Origin of the sequence: Oceanobacillus sp. CFH 90083 (assembly GCF_009389585.1) — a bacterium.
Taxonomy (GTDB): domain Bacteria; phylum Bacillota; class Bacilli; order Bacillales; family Amphibacillaceae; genus Oceanobacillus.
On record NZ_VIYG01000007.1, the window covers coordinates 189,930 to 207,846 of the forward strand.

General features: G+C 39.2%; 13 protein-coding genes. 7 read left to right on the top strand and 6 right to left on the bottom strand.

All coding sequences use genetic code 11. From position 1 onward, the window contains the following. Positions 1 to 3: 3 nt before the first annotated feature. The 3 genes from FLK20_RS12765 to FLK20_RS12775 form a co-directional block, all read right to left on the bottom strand. Entirely contained in the window at positions 4 to 1,998 is a 1,995-nt protein-coding gene (locus FLK20_RS12765) for a TRAP transporter permease (protein WP_152656960.1), read from the bottom strand. Beyond that, positions 1,991 to 2,530, bottom strand: a complete 540-nt coding sequence (locus FLK20_RS12770; protein ID WP_152656961.1) for a DUF1850 domain-containing protein — start codon at positions 2,528 to 2,530, stop codon at positions 1,991 to 1,993. Before FLK20_RS12770 ends, FLK20_RS12765 begins: the two co-directional genes overlap by 8 nt. A 293-nt stretch (positions 2,531 to 2,823) precedes the next feature. Further along, positions 2,824 to 3,810, bottom strand: coding sequence for a TAXI family TRAP transporter solute-binding subunit (locus FLK20_RS12775; protein ID WP_152656962.1), 987 nt, complete (start codon positions 3,808 to 3,810; stop codon positions 2,824 to 2,826). Between the two features lie 284 nt (positions 3,811 to 4,094). On the opposite strand from FLK20_RS12775, the gene FLK20_RS12780 reads away from it, so the two are divergent. Both FLK20_RS12780 and FLK20_RS12785 read left to right on the top strand, forming a co-directional pair. Beyond that, a complete protein-coding gene (locus FLK20_RS12780; RefSeq protein WP_152656963.1) occupies positions 4,095 to 4,883 on the top strand; it encodes a serine hydrolase in 789 nt (262 codons plus the stop codon). A gap of 45 nt (positions 4,884 to 4,928) precedes the next feature. Next, positions 4,929 to 6,191, top strand: coding sequence for a hypothetical protein (locus FLK20_RS12785; protein ID WP_152656964.1), 1,263 nt, complete (start codon positions 4,929 to 4,931; stop codon positions 6,189 to 6,191). Positions 6,192 to 6,297: 106 nt separating this feature from the next. Here FLK20_RS12785 and FLK20_RS12790 read toward each other — a convergent pair whose 3' ends face one another. The 3 genes from FLK20_RS12790 to FLK20_RS12800 all read right to left on the bottom strand — a co-directional run bounded on the left by FLK20_RS12790 (position 6,298) and on the right by FLK20_RS12800 (position 11,371). Beyond that, positions 6,298 to 9,447: a DEAD/DEAH box helicase gene (locus FLK20_RS12790; RefSeq protein WP_152656965.1), complete on the bottom strand. Its 3,150-nt coding sequence runs from the start codon at positions 9,445 to 9,447 to the stop codon at positions 6,298 to 6,300. Between the two features lie 5 nt (positions 9,448 to 9,452). Beyond that, entirely contained in the window at positions 9,453 to 10,643 is a 1,191-nt protein-coding gene (locus tag FLK20_RS12795; protein ID WP_152656966.1) for an MFS transporter, read from the bottom strand. Between the two features lie 212 nt (positions 10,644 to 10,855). Further along, entirely contained in the window at positions 10,856 to 11,371 is a 516-nt protein-coding gene (locus FLK20_RS12800; protein ID WP_152656967.1) for a DoxX family protein, read from the bottom strand. Positions 11,372 to 11,980: 609 nt separating this feature from the next. On the opposite strand from FLK20_RS12800, the gene FLK20_RS12805 reads away from it, so the two are divergent. From FLK20_RS12805 to FLK20_RS12825, 5 genes are all read left to right on the top strand, one after another. Further along, positions 11,981 to 12,952 (top strand): ABC transporter ATP-binding protein, encoded by a 972-nt coding sequence (locus FLK20_RS12805; RefSeq protein WP_152656968.1) that lies wholly within the window; start codon positions 11,981 to 11,983, stop codon positions 12,950 to 12,952. Then, positions 12,909 to 14,135, top strand: a complete 1,227-nt coding sequence (locus tag FLK20_RS12810; RefSeq protein WP_152656969.1) for an ABC transporter permease — start codon at positions 12,909 to 12,911, stop codon at positions 14,133 to 14,135. Before FLK20_RS12805 ends, FLK20_RS12810 begins: the two co-directional genes overlap by 44 nt. A 222-nt stretch (positions 14,136 to 14,357) precedes the next feature. Continuing rightward, a complete protein-coding gene (locus FLK20_RS12815) occupies positions 14,358 to 14,897 on the top strand; it encodes a flavodoxin family protein (protein WP_152656970.1) in 540 nt (179 codons plus the stop codon). A gap of 235 nt (positions 14,898 to 15,132) precedes the next feature. Continuing rightward, positions 15,133 to 16,263, top strand: a complete 1,131-nt coding sequence (locus FLK20_RS12820) for an N-acetylmuramoyl-L-alanine amidase family protein (protein WP_152656971.1) — start codon at positions 15,133 to 15,135, stop codon at positions 16,261 to 16,263. Positions 16,264 to 16,415: 152 nt separating this feature from the next. Then, positions 16,416 to 17,675, top strand: a complete 1,260-nt coding sequence (locus FLK20_RS12825) for a hypothetical protein (protein ID WP_152656972.1) — start codon at positions 16,416 to 16,418, stop codon at positions 17,673 to 17,675. Positions 17,676 to 17,917: the final 242 nt, after the last annotated feature.

The window sequence follows — 17,917 nt, forward strand, 5'->3', positions numbered from 1 at the left end:
TTATCAGCTCGCTTGCATTCTACTGTTTCGATCCGTTTTATCCCTCGACATATACTGGATAACAAACATAATAGCAAATATAACAAAGCCGATTGTATCAGAATACCCTTCTGGATAGATTAATAGCAGTCCGGCAATAATTGCTATAATCCGTTCATACCACTTCACATGTCGATACCAATAGCCAATCATTCCGGCACCAATTGCAATCATCCCCAGCATCGCTGTAATCAATGAAATAATGACTTCAAAAGCAGTCGAATCAATCATTAACAATGTCGGGTTTAACACAAACATATATGGAATGATAAATGCAGCGATGGCCAGCCTGGTTGCATTTGCTCCTGTACGAATCGGTTCCCCGCCGGATATACCGCTTGCTGCAAAGGCAGCTAATGCTACTGGCGGTGTAATATCGGCAACAATACCGAAGTAGAACACAAACATGTGTGCAGCCAGGATTGGTATAGCTACATCTAACTGACCATTAAGTGCAACAATAGCCGGCAAAGCAATAGTAGATGTAATAATATAATTCGCTGTTGTTGGAGAGCCCATACCCAGAATAATTGATGTAATCATGGTAAACACAAGTGTCAGCATTAACTGAATTTCAGGTGAGCTTGCAATGGTACCTGCAATAGAGACCAAGCTGTTACCAAGCTTCAATCCAAGCCCCGTTTTCGTAACTACGCCGACAATAATCCCGGCACAGGCTGTCGCTGCCGCAACCCCAAGTGCAGTTCTGGCTCCTTGCTCCAATGCTACAAGAAACTTTGTTGGTGTAATCCTGGTATCCTTTCGAAATAGACTGACAAGAACAATAGACAAGATACCGTACACAGCAGCACGCTCTACACTCATTCCGGCAAATAAGAAATAAACGATTGCCAGGATTGGTAATAATAAATGGATTTTTTTCATTACGGCACGTTTACTAGGTATTTCTTCATCCGGCAATCCAATTAAACCGGTCCGTTTTGCTTCAAAGTGTGTCATGATCCAAATCCCGGAAAAGTAGAGAATGGCAGGAATAATAGCGGCCTTGGCAATATTCCAATAGCTTTCCCCGGCAAACTCAATCATTAAAAAGGCGGCTGCACCCATAATCGGCGGCATGATCTGCCCGCCAGTTGAAGCGGCTGCCTCAACAGCACCGGCAAAGTTCTTTCGATAACCGAGCTTTTTCATCATCGGAATCGTATATGATCCAGTTGTTACCGTATTCGCCACAGAGCTTCCGGAAATCGTTCCATTTAAAGCACTGGAGAAGATAGCTACCTTTGCAGGTCCACCGACTCTTTTTCCCGCAATGGAGATGGCTAAATCATTAAAATAATTTCCAATACCCGTCTGCACTAAGAAAGCACCAAATAAAAGGAACAAGAAGATAATTGTTGACGATACTTGTAATGGTGTTCCCAATATCCCTTCTGTTGTAAAGAACATCGATTGAATTAACTGCTCAAGTGATAACCCTCTGTGTGCAAATGCTCCGGGCATATATGGTCCGAACAGCGCATAGCCGAGAAACAACAGTGCGATAATTATGATTGGAAGTCCAACCGCCCGCCTGGCTGCTTCAAGTACAAGCAAAATAGCTAACCCGCCAATAACCATTTGCATCGGTGAAATCCCGCCAAATTGCTGTACAAGTGTATCATAATATACCGGCCAGTAGCCACAGACAGCAATTGCCAGCACCATTAATACATAATCATACCATGGAACTGTATCTTTTTTTATTCCGCGTGCAGCCGGAAATAATAAAAATATCAGAGCAAGCGCAAAGCCTAAGTGCACGGTACGCTGAATATAAGCTGTAAATTGTCCAAAAATACCGGTATACAATTGAAAGATCGAAAACGCAATGAGCAGGAGAAAGACAACGCCCGCAATAATCCCTTTTAAATTTCTTGTTTTCGATTCTGTATCATATTTTTCTAATAGCTCCTGTTGCTCTTTTTCTGAGAGATTTTCATTATTTTTCTCACTCATGAATCCTCTCCCCTTCCCAATAATCTAGTAATGTGATCCAATCTACTTCTACTTTATACCAGGTACCAGGCTCAAAGTAATCGTTAAAGGGCACTTCACAGTATGTCTGAGCACTGTCGATATTATCCCAGGCCAAGCGATGATTGGACACAACTTCTCCATTACGTATATTTAATGATCCAAACTGATGCTCCATATTTCTAATATGATATTTACCATCCTCATAGATAAATTCTTCATTCTCTAAAGCATTATGGGGCATACCGATTCCAAATTCCTCATAAATAATCTCGTATTGCTCAATCTGTAAATCATCTGTCACTCTATATTTCTCCACAACATCCGATAAATGAATGGAATGCGTGAAGGTGATCGAAAAGGAATCATTTTTATTTAAAGGTAAAAAAGCCGTTAACTCTCCAGATTCACCATCATGAAAAATTAAAGCTGTCTGAATCGGATAATTCACACCAATCCCTACTAATACAATAATAATTAATAAGCAGAGAACCATTCTCTTCTTCCTTTTCATCACGGTATCACCCAATTAACAAATATTAATAAAAGATATGTATCTCTTTCCCCGTCGCTCATCTTCTATCAATATCCTTTTCTAAAGAAAATTTGGCAAGCCGAGCCTGAAAGGCGCAGGATTGCCTTCGTTACACTTTCATCGACGAAGTACGGTCACGTCAAGTGGCGGGCGTCGATACTGGAATATCGTGTCCGCCCTACTTTATTCCTTCCATTCTTTATATTTTCTTACAGTGTAAAAAAAGCCGGCAGCCTATCCCTGTATACCAGAGTGGAGCCGGCTTATTCAGATTAATTCTCCAATTCAATTCCTTCTTCATTAAAATACTTTTCTGCACCTGGATGTAAATCAATTCCGATACCATCTAAAGCATTTTCCAACCTAATAAAGGAAGCTTTTTCATGTGCCATTCCTTCTGCATTTTCATAAAGAGCCTTAGTCATATCGTAGACAAGGTCTTCAGATAAGGAATCGCTCACTGCCAGCATTGCTAAGACAGCAACCGTTTCTACATCTTCACTCAATCCATAGGTACCTTCCTCCACCGTGTCAGAGGCATAGTAAGGATACGCCTCAACAAGCTCATCAATCTTATCTTGAGTAATCGGCACAATAGCAACATCCACCGTTGCAGACAGGCCTTCTACAGCACCTGTTGGTGTTCCCGCTGTTATAAATGCTGCATCAATATTACCATCTTGAATACCACCGGTAGATTCACCGAAATCCAGGTTTTGAGCATTAATATCATCCATCGTCATGCCATGGACTTCCAAAATTTGTTCTGCGTTAATATATGTCCCTGAACCAGGAGCACCAACTGAAACCGTTCGTCCTTCAAGATCTTCTACAGACTCAATCCCGGAGCCCTCTGTCGTTACGATTTGAACTGTCTCAGGGTATAAAGAGCCTAATGCTAAAACATGTTCAACAGGCTCATCAAAAGCATTAATTCCTTCTACGGCATGTGCCACTACATCTGTTTGTACAAAAGCAACATCTATATCACCATTTTCAATAGACATCACATTTTCTGCTGAAGCGTTAGAGGATATTGCATCAGCTGACACATCTGTATTTGCCGATATAATAGATGCCATCTCTCCTCCAAGCGGATAGTACGTTCCACTTGTTCCACCAGTAGCAATCTGAATCATCTCCGGATCCGTACTGGTATCGCCGCCAGCATCTCCACCGTTATCGTCTCCCCCACAGGCTGCCAATAGTAACAATAATGCCAAAATAAGTGCCAGTGGGCTTAACCATTTCTTTTTCATCTAAAAGTCCCCCTTTTTCCAAAAAAGTATCGTTCTTGAAGTTAAGTTTACAATATTATTGGCAAAAGCGTCAAATTATTCACAATATAGGCAGCGATTACATTTTTAAATATATAAAAATTCAGTTATTTTAACACTCCTTTTATAACTGTATGTCAGACAATATAAAAACATACGATATTCTCATTTTTATGCCAACTTTCATTATCTATAGTATTACTTGACTACTTTTTGAATATTCCATAAGATTAGGATAATCCACTTTTAAGCGAGGTGATGAAACGTTGTCACTAAAACCTCTAAAGCAGGCGATGTATTCCATAAAACCATTACCGCCAGTCAAGGTTTGTTACCTTATTCAATCCGGGGAAAATCAGATTGCTTTTAATGAACAGGAACAGCTTCGTTCTGCCAGCATTATAAAACTATTTATTCTCGCAGCTGCCTATTATGAGGAAGAGAGAGGAAATCTTGATTTGTCAAAGCAGATATGTATCCCTTCTTCCAATATAGCAGGCGGTGCCGGAGTGATCGCCTATTTGTCCGGTAAGCAGACGTACACATATCAACAGCTGCTTGAATTAATGATTATTGTCTCTGATAATACGGCAACAAACGAACTTATTGATTTCATTGGCCTGGATAACATTCATGCATTTATTCAAAAGATTCATTGTAACAATACGAAATTAGAGAGAAAGCTGATGGATGAAGAAGCAATGAAGCTTGGGCTGGAAAACAGGACAACCTGCTACGATGTGATGCTTCTGCTTAATTTATTTACAGAACAAAATAACATTCTGCCGACGTATCGTCAAGACCAGATTCTAACTATCCTGGAAAACCAGCAATTTAACAGTAAACTGACTGCCTTTTCTGCCTATGACTCCACTATCAGGACGTTTCATAAAACAGGGGAACTGACTGGAGCGGAGCATGATGCTGCTATATTTCAAACAGCTGACAAGCTGCTCAAAGCTGTTATGCTTACAGAAGGCTGGACGAATAATGGAGAAGGACAGCAATTTCATCAGGCAGCGGGGGCCCGTATCTATCAATATTTAAAAGAATAAAACAACGTACTTTTATTTCAGATCAGTTGGGCAAGGGGGAAACAAATGAATATTAAATTAGGAGTTTTAGGAGAAAAAACAATCGTTCACCGCGTACAAGAAATAGCCAAACAGTTCCCATCTATCGAATTTCTCCCTTTTATATTGCCTGAGCCATACAATGCAGTCGAGCGAATAGAGGGAGCTATGATGTGTGATGTACTCCTTTTTACCGATCATTGTTCTTATCAGGAAGCTTTAAAGCAAAAGTACAGACAAACGATGGTTTATATCGAATATGATGAATACAGTATGCTATCATCTATTCTACACAACGCAAAGCTGTCTAAGAAAAAATGCATCTCCATTGATTATCCGGAAGCTCTGAAGCAGGCTGATTTCACACATGACATAGCGGTGACAGAATACGCATTGATTTCAACCAGCTATAACCAGCAAGAGCCTATAGACGTACAGAAGCTGATTGATTTTCATAAGAGAAATTTTTTTGAGAAAAAAACAGATTTGATTTTAACTTCCAGAAGATATGTTTATCATAAACTCTTACAGGAAGGATTACCCGTCCATTGTATTTCAATTTCGGATAAGTGCATTTTCCAGGCATTAAAAAAAGCTGTACAAACACTGGAAGTAAAGAATTATTCAACGAATCCTGTCGTCACAGGCATTTTATTTTTAAAGGAAAGCCTTCCTATCCATATACATCATCAAATACATACAGAAATCAGAAAATATTTAAGTGATTTTTGTCAAAAATATGATGCCATTCTTTTGCCAAGTAAAGATAATCATTATTTTATCATTGGAACAAGCAAGCTGATGAAAGCCATTCAATCATCCTATCGTGACTTTCCACTTCTTCGTGAGGTAGAAGAGCTTGCCGGCGGCCCGGTTGGTCTGGCATTTGGACTTGGCCTGAATCCGCTTTCCTCCCAAAACAATGCTTATATAGCCCTGGAAGCTTGTCGAAGTAATCAAAACAGCCTCAGCTATCTGGTTAATGAATGTCAAGAAAAAATTGGCCCCCTCGGTCAGCGTAAAAATATTGACACGAATAAATTGTTTCATACCCTTGTTCATCAAGCTCGTCTGAACAATGAATTATCTTATCTTTTTATTCAATTTATCATCGAGCGAAATAATGAGCCGTTTTCATCGAATGATATAGCTAACTTTTATCAGGTCAGCAAGCGCAGTGCCGAGCGGACGGTGAAAAAATTGCTGTCTGGCGATATTATTAAAGTTTCGGGGAAGGAAAGTCCCTATTCCAAAGGGAGACCCAGAAAGCTGTTTATTTTAAATCAGTGACAACTCCCACCTCTAAAAAAGTGCGCTTTCCCGTTTGGAAAACCAGTAAAAACGCCTAATAAAAAGACGGAATAGAACCGTCTTTTTATTAGGCGTAAGCTGTATTCTACAGGCTCAACAATTCTTTAATATCTTCCTCACTTAACGAAGAAAGCATTGTTTCACCCGGCTGAATAACCTGATCAATTAATTCTCTCTTCTTCTGCTGCAGCTCGTATATTTTTTCTTCAATCGTTCCTTCTGTTACCAGACGGATCACCTGTACAACATTTTTTTGACCAAATCGATGTGCTCTTCCGGCAGCCTGATCTTCTACAGCCGGGTTCCACCATAAATCATATAAAATAACGGTATCTGCTCCAGTCAGATTGAGACCAGTCCCTCCGGCTTTTAAAGAAATAAGGAATATTCCTTTTTCTCCATGATTAAATCGCTCGCTCATTTCAACACGACTTTTGGAAGGCGTTTCTCCATGCAAGTAAAAATACTCATAATCAGCTGACTCTAATCGCTTGCGAATGATTTCTAACATACTGGTGAACTGGGAAAAAATAAGCAGTCTCTTTCCATTATTGATAGCAGCTTCTACTGTTTCCATCAATTGCTCCAGTTTACCGGATTTCCCTTCATAGTTCTCCACAAATGTTGAAGGATGACAGCAAATCTGACGCAGCCTTGTCAAGCCGGCTAAAATTTTCATTCTATTTTGCTGGAAAGCATCTTCTTGCATAGATATAGCTGCTTCCTCCTGCAGCCTTCTGAGATAACCGACATATAAATCTTTCTGGTCACTCGTTAATTCAGAAATATGCACAGACTCAATTTTATCTGGAAGCTCTTTTAACACATCCCGCTTCAGACGCCGTAAAATGAATGGTTTTGTAATAGCCGCCACCTTTCCTGAATCAAGCTGTTTAAATGTTTTCTGATCCGGCATCAGACCAGGCAAAACGACCTGAAAAATAGACCATAGTTCTTCAATAGAATTTTCAATCGGTGTGCCGCTTAAAGCAAATCGGCGTGTAGCCTGGAGCATGCGAATGGCTTTCGATGTTTTTGTCTGGTAGTTCTTGATATATTGCGCCTCATCTAATAATAATGTTTGAAACGTTATATCCTGATAATAGTCAATATCCTGACGCATGGTAGTATAAGAGGTAATCCAGACATCCTTATTCAAGGAATCCTTCATACGCTCATGTCGCTCAGCCGGCTGTCCCGTTAAAATAACAGCAGTTAAATGAGGTGCAAATTTCTCCAGCTCACTTTTCCAATTATACACAACAGACGACGGCACAATGATCAGATGCGGTCCAACTGGATTACCTTCCGATTCAGAAGTAATATAAGCTATTGCTTGTAATGTCTTTCCCAGCCCCATATCATCTGCCAAAATACCGCCAAGCTGATACTGACTTAATGATTTAAACCATTGATAACCGACCTTTTGATACGTACGAAGAGATGCTTGGAGTCGATCAGGAAGCTCATATACCTGTTCCTCCGGTGACTTCAAGTGACTTAATAAATCCCTGAAATTCGAATCATACTGTTTTTTCGTATCAAGCAGCTCATCCAGCTGGGCACCGCGGTATACCGGCATTTGCACCTGCCCATCCTGTACGGCATCCTTATCCATTCCTAATCCATCAAAAAACCTTTGAATAGAAGCAAATTCTTCTGTATCCAAATTCATCATCTGTCCGGAATTCAAGCGGAAATAACGTTTTTTTTCAATCACTGCCTGAAGTACTCGATTAATTTCATTATCATCTACGCCATCAATAGAAAAACCAATCTCTAATAAATTATTTTGTCCTTCCATCCGCACACTAGTGCTTGGCTGCGGTTCGTAATCAAAAAACAGCCGCTTAAACTCCGTAGATAAAAACAATTCCACATCCTGATCCAAGGAAGGTAAAATCTTATAGAGGAAATAATATAAATCCTCTTCATCCACAGACATATAAAGTTCTCTGCCATTATAGCGGAAGTTTGCTTCTTCGATATGCTGCATAATAAGACGCTCCTTATCCACATCACGAATCAGCATTCCATCAGAACCCTTTTTCCCTTGAAATGGATCAATTACATGCGTCCCATAATGATATTCCAAACGCCCAATGATCAGGTCTTCCCGTAGTTCCAAGTAACATCTTGCTTTTAAAGGCTCCTTAATAATTTCCTCAGCAATACGTTCATCCAGCTGCACCTCACCAACTGTTTCCAGTGCAGGCATAATCTCAGAGAGAAAAGTATCTGTCTGCTCCACAGGAACATCAAAGTAAATATTCTCTAAACGAAACATTTCTAATTCCTTTAAAACGGGAATTTGTTCTTTTCCAGGAAAGTAAAAAACACCATCTAAAAACAATAAATCATAGTTTGGGAAGAAAGTCATTACATTTCCCTGCTGCAGGCTGAGGGAAATGTGCTGTTCATTTTTCATAACGTCAAATTGAAAAGGCAGCTCCCCCTCCACAATTTGTACCGCATTGTATTCCTCACGACCTGTTTTCACAGAGATCTCCCGCTTCATTAATTTATATAATAAATTTTTGGCAAGTACTGGCGGAATCAGAAGATATCTGTCACTGTTCTTTCCCGCGTAACTATAGGAATCATACATCTCCGCACTTTTGCTTACTTGATACAATAACTCCAAAATCTCCTGATCTGCTTCATCTATAACATGCTTCTCCGCTTGAAACATAAATTTTTTAGAGAAATAATGATCTCGTTTTCTAAAATAATTTTCTAAGAATTCCGTTGCATTTTTGACAACATAACAATGCTTCTCGCCAACTTTTAGTTCTATTTGCAGATACTTCAAATAAGACCAGCTTAAAATATACTCTACTTTTACCGGCTGCTGGTAAGCAGGATTTTCCATTACATTTCTCGTCCCCCGAATAGCTTCCATAAACCGGTTCAGACGATAATGATTGACCTTAGGCTGTACATCCTGCTTTTCATAGCTTTGAATCGCCAGCAAGGTCGCTACAATATGTTTGCAATAACCATACACCTCAAATGCAGGACAATCACAATGGGTATCAATAGAACCTTGCTGCAAATCCTTTGTATTTACTTCTACTAAATAATCCTCTGTTCCTTGTACGGTTGCCGACCACGTTACATGATTATAATCATACATCAGATCATGTACTTTATTATTTTTAAAATAAGTTAAACCACGACGATAAAAATTATCAGGAAACGCATTTTTAATATTGATATCCTTTATTTGCTTCAAACCTGTTAACCCACCTTTACGTTGTCAGATGATTTTCCAAGGATAGTAAATACATAAATCAGCATCGAAATAGCGATGGACACTGCTGCTGTTAAATAAATCGATGTATAGTTAAGTGCGGCTGCAATTTGCCCAAACAGAATTGCACCAATACCAACTCCCAGGTCAAAGCTGGAAAAAAATGTAGCATTCGCCATCCCTTTACGGTCAGCTGGTGCCCGATTAACAGCCCAAGCCTGTAATGCCGGCTGGACAGCTCCAAATCCGAGCCCAAACAAAGCTGCCGCCGTTAACAAAACGGTCATGTTTGGCAGCCACGCTAACAGAATCATCGAGATTAATACAAGCGAAACAGCCGGCAGGAAAATCAATTTATGACCTTTTCTATCATACAGTCTGCCCGAAAACAGCCGGGAAACCATAATAAATACGGCAAAAATAAAGAAATAGAGCTGAATGCCCTCTACGCCCCTTTCAATGGCGTGCAGGGGCAGAAAAGTAGATATTCCTCCAAAAGCAAACGTAATAAAAAATAGTAAAATCGATGGCTGCAATGCACTTTTTTCCAATACATCAAAGCGTGCTACTCTCGTTTGATGCGCCGGATCTACTTTTTTATAGCGTATGCGCATGGCAAAAAGAAATGCCAGCACACCACATAGTGCACTCAATAGGAACAGCTGCTGATAAGAAATAAGTACAACGAGGGTTAAACCCAAGCTCGGACCAAAGGATAAGGCGATATTTCCGGATAAACCGAAATAGCCCATCCCCTCTCCTCTTTTTCTGGGCGGAATTAAATCTGTTGCTATAGTTCCTCCGGCTGTGGTTGAGAATCCCCAGCCAACACCTTGAATAATTCGGATAATAATTAAAAATAAAATACTTGCTGTAAATGCAAATGCCCCTACAGAGAGGACAAAAATTCCTAATCCAATTAAATAAACAAATCCCCTTCCCTTACTTTCTAAGGCATGACCGGCGTAAGGTCGTATCAGCAGAGCGGAAAAAGTAAAAATTCCTACAATCACTCCAACCATTTGATCACTGCCACCGAGATCTTTCACAAATAGCGGTATTGTAGGGATAGTCATTTGAAAGCCTAAGAAGATAAAAAAGTTTGCTACCCAAATATATAGAAAATCTCGCGAAAAAATCTTATCATTCCGCGATTCTGTCTGTACTTGAACGGACATAATATACATCCTTCTTTCATTTTGTCATTCCTAAGCTATTATACAGGAGTTTTTCAGTAAATAACATGAAAAGGATTTAGAAGGGTTGTTTGTAAAAGAGGATGTTCAAAGAATAAAACGGCGGAATAAGACACTTCTGGCAATGATTCAAAGAAACAGGAGAACTGGTTATTTCGCTCTCCTGTTTTTTATCTAAATATTTAATAGCTGTTTCAGGCAGCCATAGATGCTTTCTGTTTTCCTTTTCTTACACGCTGGTTCCAGGTTTCTTTAAGGTAAGGCATTACCCAGCGGTCTAAACCGTATCTTCCAGCATTCGCACCTGCGATAGCAAGGAAAATTCCTAAAATAGCCATCTGGGGATTGGTAGAGAATGTTCCACTTAGTAAGAAAGAGAAGTTCATCACAACACCCATCAGTGCAGCAAGATTTGTAAAAATGCCTAAAATAAGTCCAAGTCCAACAAGTACCTCTCCCCACATCACAACAATTGAGAATAGTCCGGCATTCGGAATTGCTACAGCTTCCAGAAATGCTGCCCACCAGCCTTGTACAGCCGGGTTTTCCCCAGATGCTTGTGCAATAGCGCCTTGTAAATAACCACCTGCATCAAATTCTCCACCTACAACTTTGCCCCAGCCAGATGTTAACCATCTAAACCCAAGATACAGTCGAAGGATTACCCAAAGCCCCGCAATGTATTTGTTCGTTCTTAAAAAGTTCATCATGTTAATCTCTCCTTTATTTAATATATTTATTTAATATTTGTTCAGTATTTCACATTTATTTATATAGGATATCCTTTATTACACTTTTATAATACCATTCATATCATTATATGTAAATATATTTTGTGAATTATTTCACAAAACCTGAACAAAGTTTGAAGGGAATAACTGGATACTGTGAAATATAGAGCGCTAGTATGATTGCTAAAGCTTTTTTGAAAGCTTTAGCATATTTTATTGATTTATATAAGTTGAAATAATAAATTACATTTTCTTATTAATCATTATAAAAATGATTAAATGATGATTGTATGCAGTAACTAGCGACGTTTTTTGGCAGACGAGTAATCGAAGCTCCAGTCCCAGTGAGAAGATCCCGCAGAAAAAAAGCGAACTTCTTTTTTTCGAGGAGATGGGTCAGGGCCGTTGGAAAGCGTCGTTTTCCGGAGCCGAAGATTACTCACTCTATGAAAAACCGTTGATGCGGTAGCTTTAAGTCTTTAATTCAATTTATATATCAAACTTTTTGAAACCATATAAACGGTATTTTCGTACAATAAAATAAGAAGAATTTTCCGTTTTTAATGGAATGATGAAGGAGCTGTTTACGTGAAAACTTTATTAACGGTTCAGAACCTTAAGAAGTCTTTTAAGGATAAAGAAGCTTTAAAAGGAATTTCCTTTGAAGTATACCGGGGGGAAATCATGGCTATCCTGGGGCCGAATGGAGCAGGAAAATCAACGACCATCCGCAATATTATGGGAATTATGTATCCAGACAGCGGGGAAGTTCATTTTCATCAACAGTCAGGAGAAGGCATTCCCAAATCTAAAATTGGTTATCTCCCCGAAGAAAGAGGCCTCTATAAAGATGTAAAGGTGATGGATATCCTTTTATACCTGGCTGACTTAAAAAATTATCCCTTAGATAAAGCAAAGCGACGTATCTTCATGTACTTAAAGAAGTTTGATTTAGAAGGAAAGGAAAATACCTCTGTAGAAGAACTCTCCAAAGGAATGAGCCAAAAAGTTCAATTTATCGGTGCTATCCTCCATGAACCGGAGCTCCTTATTCTTGATGAGCCTTTTTCTGGCCTGGATCCGGTCAGTCAAGAAATTTTTAAAGAAGAGATCTCTTCTCTAGCAGCCAACGGAACTGCCATTCTGCTTTCGTCACACCAAATGAATCTTGTGGAACAGATGTGTGACCGTCTTTTTATGATACAGCATGGTCAAAAAGTAATTTATGGCACATTGGATGATGTAAAGAAGCAATATGCCAGCTTTAAGTGCATTCTGCATGGCCAGAATCCACCTGCTCTGTTAAGAAAAATTCCTGACGTTGACCGGATTGAATATAATGGAACACGCTCGATTCTCCACCTGCCAAAAGGAGTTATCCCGCATTATTGGTTAAAGCAACTGCCTGATGAATTAGATGTACAGGAGCTACATATTAACCGTATCTCTCTTCATGAGATTTTTATTGATATTGCCACGGATAAGCATCTTATTTCTCAGAAAGGAGGCTCACAGGATGCAGAATTCCTTGAAGGTAGCAAAATGGGAAATGAAACGTAATTTAAAAAACAAAACCTTTGTGATCGGGTTATTTATTACACCAGCTTTATTTATTTTGTTTTTCTTTCTAAGTTCCTTATTTTCGTCAGATTCAGATGATACGGAAAATATGACTGTCTATATAAATGAAGACTTAGGAATATTTGAAGAAATTGAAGCGCTGAACGCGGAATATGACTTTGGCTGGGACCTTCATTCTACAGATGTGCTAAAAACCGAAGTAACAGAAGTAAATGAAGCTTATACAGCCTACCTGTTTATTAATGAACAATCCTTGGAAGAGAATCGAATTGCCACTTACACGAGTGATGAATCAGACCCATTATTTCCCGGGCAATTGCAGGCATTAACTGCTCCCCTGCAAATGCTGAAAGCTAAAGGCTCTGGTCTCAATGAACATGAAATCAATCAGCTAATGGAGCCAATTGTTTTTGTGGAAGGTACGAATCAGGGAGCTGCTGTAGGCGAAGACAATACGGTTACTGCTTTGGAAAATTCTTGGGAAAGCTTGTTGCCAGGCATTTTCGCCGGTGTGATTTTACTTTCCATCACCTTTACAGGGATGGCTATTTTTCAAAGTGCTTCCCAGGAGAAAAAAGATAAAATTGCTGAAATTATTCTATCTTCTTTAACCCCCTCCGAGCTGATGCAAGGAAAAATTATTGGTTATTTTGTGTTAGGCCTGATTCAAGTTGCTGTCTTTGTCACTATCTTACTGCCTTTTATTATTTGGCAGACAGATATCCCGATCTTAGAATATCTGTTTGTTCCAAGAACCATTTTGTTCGTATTTATCGCGCTGTTGAGTTATCTGATGTTTGCAGCAATTTTCGTAGGGGTGGGGGCAACCATGTCTGATGTTTCCAGTGCCGGTAATCTGCAAGGATTTGTCATGATGCTTCCATTTGTGCCATTCGTCATTGCCGGACCGGTCATCAGCAATCCAGATGGAGTTATCGCTACTGTGAGCACATATATTCCATTTACAGCACCTTCTGTATTGCTCATGCGGCTGAGCCTCTTAGACAGCTGGCCATGGTTAGAGATTGTTATTTCACTTGTCGTCATTGTTCTAAGTATCTTTATATTCATGAAGATTGCCGGAAAGATTTTTAAAGTAGGCATTTTATTATATGGAAAAAACGCAACACCGAAAGAAATTTGGAAATGGATTCGTATATAAATTTGAACCGGGGGTAGAGACAGAGCAACTTGTTTCTACCCTTTTTCTTCGCTCAATCCAAGTATACCGAAGTGGTAAGCAGCTCACGTTCATGCATACATGACCAACAGCGTACATATCCTTTATCATATTGATTTTTCAATTAGAGCAGATGTTAGACAGACGCAAGCCGCTATTTTTATTCCCTCTCACCCGTTTCTTCATGATAGAAGGAGGATGTTTATGAGCATTATTGTTTTTCATGGATCAACACGCAAAAATAGTAACACAGAAATGCTGACCTATGAAGCTGTGCCTAAAAATCAGGGCACGCACATTTATTTACGTGACTATACCATTCATCCAATCATCGACCAAAGACATGACATAAATGGATTCACGCCAGTAAACGACGATCATACAGCATTGATCGATCTGCTTTTAGCGCATGATACGATTGTTTTTGCTACACCTATTTATTGGTATAGTATGTCTGCACGCATGAAGCTGTTTATTGATCGCTGGTCGCAAGTCTTAAGAGATTCGAATTATCCTGATTTCAGAGAACAGTTATCTCAAAAAAAAGTATATGTCATTATTGTTGGCGGTGATAACCCCTTTATTAAAGGGCTCCCGCTTATTCAACAATTTCAATATATATGTGATTTTTATAAAATGCATTTTGCAGGCTATGTTATTGGAAAAGCCAGTAAACCAGGAGATATATTAAATGACAGGAGAGCTTTTAAATCCGCTTCGACATTACTTTCTCCAGAGGATTAATGGTTGCACCATCTTCATAATATGTCAGAAAGAAAATGCATTTAATTTCTAAAATTATTCTAAGTTCAAGAATTATTGCTATTTTCCCAAAATAACTAGTTTATCCTGAAAGAATTAAAAAATGCTAGTCTTTTTTGATTATTTTTTCCGTCCAAGGTTTAAACTCTTCTATATTTAGGCTATTCTATTAATATCCAGTCATGTAATTAATTTTAGTCATCTAGAGGAGGATTTGATGGAGAAGAATACAAAAAAGATTTGTCTATTGGCAGCACTTTTATTTATAATTACTATTCTCTCGCCAAATGTAAGCTTGGCAAATGGTGACAGCTATGAGGTAAGTTCTTCCGTCTTAAACATTCGGAGCGAACCATCTAATAGTGCTTCCCTTGTCGGCCAGTTTACCAAAGGAGATAAAGTGAGTGTTTTTAATGAACAGTATGGTTGGGTTCAGACTTATTATGGCGGAGAACCTGTTTGGGTAGCGAAGCATCATCTTATTCCAACTGGGGATTCGAATCAAGCAGAAGCACCAGCGGCGGAATCAGCTGGAGAGGCTTCCGGGTCAGTGACTGTTTCCGCCGACAGCATCTACGTCCGTTCCGGTCCAAGTACAGAAGACACCATTGTATCTTATGCATATAAAGGGGATTCCTTCGATGTCGTCTCTACTTCCGGAGATTGGCTTAAAATTTCCTTAAGCGATGGAGGAACAGGCTGGATTGCAGCTTGGCTGACTACGGATGGGAATGCCAATGCAGCAGAAACTACAGAGGATTCAGCTCCAACTGTAGAGGCTGCCCAAACACAATCCAGCAGTTCCGGCTCTTTATCCGGATACAATATCGTCATTGATCCTGGTCACGGCGGTAAAGATCCAGGAGCAATCGGATTAAATAACGTCTATGAAAAAGATGTTGTGACCTCAACAGCAAATTATGTTGTCCAACAGCTGGAAGAAGCTGGAGCAAATGTTATCATGACTAGAAGTGGAGATTATTTTGTTTCATTAGAAGAAAGAGTACGAATTAGTAATAGCTATAATACAGATGCTTTTATCAGTTTACATTATGACAGCTTCTCTGCTGTACCAGTGAGCGGTGTGACTACTTATTATAATTCTAATGCAGACGCTGCTTTGGCGGGCTCACTTAACAGCACACTGTCTTCTACCGTTTCCTTGCCGTCAAGAGGCACACAACCGGCAGGATATAAAGTGCTGGCGGAAACAAATGCTCCATCTGTATTGATCGAGCTTGGATACATTACAAACCCGCATGATCTGACGGTCGTACAAACAGCTGACTATCAATCTAGTGTTGCCCGTGCAATTACTAATGGACTTATTAATCACTTAAGTAATTAATATGAAAGAAAAAAAGCTTCGGACCATACACGAAGCTTTTTTTCTTTTTAAACTTAAAAGAACCAGAAATGAGGAGACACTTCATTTCTTTAGAAAGATTATACGACATGTTATACTTTAATCATTCTTTAGGTTAAAAGCGAGGTATGGACATGCATCCGACGATAGAAGAAATAGTGGAAATAACACGTGAAAAATTTCAACTCAACAATTTTTATTTAGAAAGCTATGATTTAGTTCCACACAATGAGAATCAGATTCACTTAAATATGACTTGGCTTCCGAACGAAACCATGAAAAATAATGATGTACTCCCAGCCGGGACAGTAGATATAGCCGTGGATATCGATAACAAAAAATTAAGCCATCTGATCTTTATAGATGAAAAAAATGAACTACCTGCTGATTTATTTCCACAAGTGGATAACATGGAAGACATTATTGATTGGATTGAGGATCAGATACAACTAGAATACGGCAGACAGTTCAAGCTTGTAAGCGAAACAAAAGAAAAAATAATCTTTCACGCAGCAGTGGATAATATCAAGCTCTTTCCTGGGGGAGCGATCTCGATTTCTTTTAATAAAGAAGGGCGATTAGCAGGATTTTTTGCGCATGGGCAATTTGCTGATGAATCACAAATTCAATGGGAGCCTTTTAATTTAGTAGATGAAGTTATACATCCATTGGCAAAACAGCATTGTAAAGTCATTGAAGTGCCTGATGAAGCAACTGAGTCCTGGAAGCCCTATTATGTCATCTCCAGCTTTCTTGTTCCAAATCAACACCCCGATTCTATTATCTATTTCGATGAAGCAGAAAATAATCTTTCTTATCAGTCTCTTGATACTATTATAACCTGGGAGAAGCCTTCTACAGAGAAATTTAAGAAGAAGGAGCTTGATTTACAATTTACGTTTACAGAAAAAGAGGTTTTTGAAAACAGGGTGACATGGGATAATAACAAGCCTATCTCGAATGATGTAGTAGAGCAGGCTGTAGCAGAAATTACGAATATGCTGCAGAGGGAGTTCCCAAATGACAGCGGTCTTTGGCGTTTAACTGCTATAAAACGTGAGAAAGACTATCTAGTCGCAAAATTAGATCCTGCGAAAGCTACACCAAAGGTTCTTTATCCATCCTTGATATTGTGGATTCACGCAGAGACATTAAAGGTTGATAATTATATGGATCAGACAACGTTATTAGAAGCTTTTGATTTCTTTGCAGAGGCTGAAGCAGTGAAAATAGATGCAGAAACGGCCGCTGAGCGTTTATACGAATATATTGAATTAGAGCCTGTGTATGTTTATGATCAGCAAACGAAAATGTATCAGCTACACGGAAAAGTAACGAGCGGTGCTTATGCTGTTGATGCTGTCACTGGGGAGTTATCCACATTAGATGGTTAATCTTGTGCATAAACTGGTAACTCGTCCACATTAATTATGCATTTTATATGTGAATGCTATCTTTATCCACAAAGAATCCTATTATTTCAGATTAACTATGACATGTATATAAGAAAAACTAAGAAGAGCACTTAGTCTTTAAAACCTTAAACGTTCTTGCCAAGGGGATGTCCGCTACGAGAAGTCGCTTTCCACGGGCAACGCCTCAGCCTCCTCGGAAGAAGACCACTTCCTGCTCAGGT

Bases quoted from the DNA above. Each gene is read 5' to 3' on its own strand.
- FLK20_RS12765 (WP_152656960.1), bottom strand. From the start codon at position 1,998: ATGAGTGAGAAAAATAATGAAAATCTCTCAGAAAAAGAGCAACAGGAG.
- FLK20_RS12770 (WP_152656961.1), bottom strand. From the start codon at position 2,530: ATGAAAAGGAAGAAGAGAATGGTTCTCTGCTTATTAATTATTATTGTA.
- FLK20_RS12775 (WP_152656962.1), bottom strand. From the start codon at position 3,810: ATGAAAAAGAAATGGTTAAGCCCACTGGCACTTATTTTGGCATTATTG.
- FLK20_RS12785 (WP_152656964.1), top strand. From the start codon at position 4,929: ATGAATATTAAATTAGGAGTTTTAGGAGAAAAAACAATCGTTCACCGC.
- FLK20_RS12795 (WP_152656966.1), bottom strand. From the start codon at position 10,643: ATGTCCGTTCAAGTACAGACAGAATCGCGGAATGATAAGATTTTTTCG.
- FLK20_RS12800 (WP_152656967.1), bottom strand. From the start codon at position 11,371: ATGATGAACTTTTTAAGAACGAACAAATACATTGCGGGGCTTTGGGTA.
- FLK20_RS12810 (WP_152656969.1), top strand. From the start codon at position 12,909: ATGCAGAATTCCTTGAAGGTAGCAAAATGGGAAATGAAACGTAATTTA.
- FLK20_RS12815 (WP_152656970.1), top strand. From the start codon at position 14,358: ATGAGCATTATTGTTTTTCATGGATCAACACGCAAAAATAGTAACACA.
- FLK20_RS12820 (WP_152656971.1), top strand. From the start codon at position 15,133: ATGGAGAAGAATACAAAAAAGATTTGTCTATTGGCAGCACTTTTATTT.
- FLK20_RS12825 (WP_152656972.1), top strand. From the start codon at position 16,416: ATGCATCCGACGATAGAAGAAATAGTGGAAATAACACGTGAAAAATTT.